Origin of the sequence: Flavobacterium sp. DSR3-2 (assembly GCF_049896525.1) — a bacterium.
In the GTDB taxonomy this organism is placed as follows: domain Bacteria; phylum Bacteroidota; class Bacteroidia; order Flavobacteriales; family Flavobacteriaceae; genus Flavobacterium.
This window is the reverse complement of the sequence record NZ_JAFCUM010000033.1, coordinates 1-2,421: the sequence shown is the minus strand read 5'-3', so window position 1 is coordinate 2,421 and position 2,421 is coordinate 1. Positions and strand designations below refer to the sequence as shown.

Here is a 2,421-nt window from a genome sequence, read left to right as displayed (position 1 = left end):
CCGTTGATGAATTTCATCCTTAAATATAATAAAAACCAACGAGTTATGCAAATTATTTGAACGATTTTTACTACAATTTATTTAACAGGGAGAAAGGAGGTTATTAGACAGTTTGACGTCCCGCTGCCTGTGGTCTGTTGTGGAAGTTCGTAACCGCTCAATTTTCGGCTTTGCAGAATATTGATGCGAAACAGTGATTCCACTAAACTCCACAATAGCCACAGACAGCTGTTATGCCTTCGGTTTTTTATTTATTCCAATTTTCACGTTTCAATATTTCGGTTTCGCTTCCGCACCGTTTAAGTCGGAAACAATTTTAAATTAATTTATTATGCTTGATTTTATATTTAATTTATTCAAAAAAAAGAAAAATAATGTTTTTGATGAAAGATTTGGTTTTTTATTAAAACACAAAATTGTTTCAAGAAAAGAATATAATAATGTTAAGGCTTATTTTTTTCGTGATCAATCAACATATCCATAAGAACTTGTTGGTTATTTGGCAAAACGTCATTTATGAACTTTTCCCTTTTGTCTGGTTCTAAATAAATTATCACCTGAGAAACAACATTTAATAATTCAATGTGTCTGTCATTAATTGTTTTTTTATAATATTCTTGAATTGGTTCTGTAGTTGTATTTATTAAATATTCTGACATATCTTTGAATTTCTTATTATCCATAATCAATTTAGATGCATCATCCATTACACGTTCATTTCTCATTTCAACATACTTTTTTACTTCGTCTATTTTGAAAATATCCATAAAAGATTTCATCGACGCGTTTATTTCTTTTGTTTGGTCGATTTGTGATTTTTGTACAAAAAACACAATTACATATACAACGGTATATAAACCAATTATTACAACTGTTAATTCATTACTCATATTATTTTCGGTGTTTCGGTTCTTTAAACTGAGGCATAACGTCTTGCTACTACACTCAGTAGAGGATTAGAAAGCCAAATTAATTGGAGTTTGCCCGAACAATGCAAGCACAAAACAATAATAACCAAAGCCTAAATATAGCTATTGATTGTAGTAGCTGTTATGTGAGGTTTATTTATTTAAACAAAAATGAAATGTAGAGAAGTAAGGAATCATTTAGGGGATGAATTTCAATTAACAGAACTAGAAGAAAAATTCATCAAGGCTTTAGAAAAAATAAGCAAAATGGAAACTGGGCGATTAAATTTAATGGCAAATGGGTTTATATCTGTTAGAATTAATGATGTTAACCACGATGACAACATAGATTGTAGTATAAAACTAAATATTTCTTGTGAAGGAGGCGATGGAGGTGATTAAATCTCACATAACGTTTCGCTAGTAGGCGATGGTTGGGGTTAAAAATCACAATTATTCGAGCTAAAAACAATAACAACTGAAACAAAACACTAATTAAATTTAACCAAATGCCCAGCTATTGCTTACTAGCTGTTATAAGGCGGTTTTTTAACACTAAATATTAACTTATAAAAATTATAAAAATGGATTTATCAACTTACAAATTCCCAGAAGTAACGCAAGTAGATTTGGCTTTTCCAACATTTAACACTACAAAAGAACTTGTAGAAGAAGCCGAAAAAAGAAACCCTCAAAAAGGAATGAAAAAATTTTCAGAATTATTCTATACTGGTGGCAAGATAGAATTACAAAAAGATGTTGAAGGAACTTGGAAAGAAAATGCCTATATGTATGCTCGTGGTTTAATGGGTTCTTGGTCACCGAAACACGAACATAAAGAACTTGTAGTCGGGATGATTTTCGAGGAATGTTTGGTTTTGTAAACTGCCTTATAACGTTTTGCTAGTACGCGATGGTCGGGCTAAATAAAGCAAATTATGCGGATTATCACACTATTTCCAAGTACAAAACCATTTTCATTTCAGCCTAATTCCCGACTATTGCTTACTAGCTGTTACCTGCTGGCATTATTTCTATTTTAATAACCATTTTATTAATTCGTCATTATCCACAATACTCCAAGAATGCGGATGTCTTCTATTGTCAGGTTTTCTATAACCTTTATTTTGTGATGTTATTAATTCTGCATTTTGATTTCCAAGTCTATTTACTTCACTAATCATTGCTGAACATTCTGTCGCATTCATACTCGTAAAGTCTGCACCACGTTCTTTTAACCACCAATTTATGTCAGGTTCTGTATAAATTCTCAATGGAATTTTCGCCAGTTTTTTAATTGCTCTTTGAGTTGTGTCTGAAAATGAGTAAGGCGAAATATTGTAATATTCGGCTAGGTTTGTTGTTGGACTTCCACCAGTTTCTTTTTCAAGTCGATCTACCATATAAACATTCTCTTCATTTGCTTCGATGTCTTTTGAAAGTCGAATATCTCTTTTTGCTGAATTATAAAATCTTTCAAAGTCAAGAGGTGGGTCAATCGCAAAAATTGCTG

General features: G+C 31.5%; 3 protein-coding genes and 1 pseudogene. 2 read left to right on the top strand and 2 right to left on the bottom strand.

Annotated elements, in window-relative coordinates; genetic code table 11:
- Positions 1 to 443 precede the first annotated feature (443 nt).
- Entirely contained in the window at positions 444 to 890 is a 447-nt protein-coding gene (locus ACP7AV_RS17115; RefSeq protein ID WP_426093004.1) for a hypothetical protein, read from the bottom strand.
- 189 nt (positions 891 to 1,079) lie between these two features.
- On the opposite strand from ACP7AV_RS17115, the gene ACP7AV_RS17110 reads away from it, so the two are divergent.
- Positions 1,080 to 1,310, top strand: coding sequence for a hypothetical protein (locus ACP7AV_RS17110; protein WP_426093003.1), 231 nt, complete (start codon positions 1,080 to 1,082; stop codon positions 1,308 to 1,310).
- A 182-nt stretch (positions 1,311 to 1,492) separates the two neighbouring features.
- A complete protein-coding gene (locus ACP7AV_RS17105) occupies positions 1,493 to 1,792 on the top strand; it encodes a hypothetical protein (RefSeq protein ID WP_426093002.1) in 300 nt (99 codons plus the stop codon).
- A 150-nt stretch (positions 1,793 to 1,942) separates the two neighbouring features.
- On the opposite strand, the pseudogene ACP7AV_RS17100 reads toward ACP7AV_RS17105, so the two are convergent.
- Positions 1,943 to 2,421: pseudogene (locus tag ACP7AV_RS17100) on the bottom strand (alpha/beta hydrolase); the annotation flags it as partial.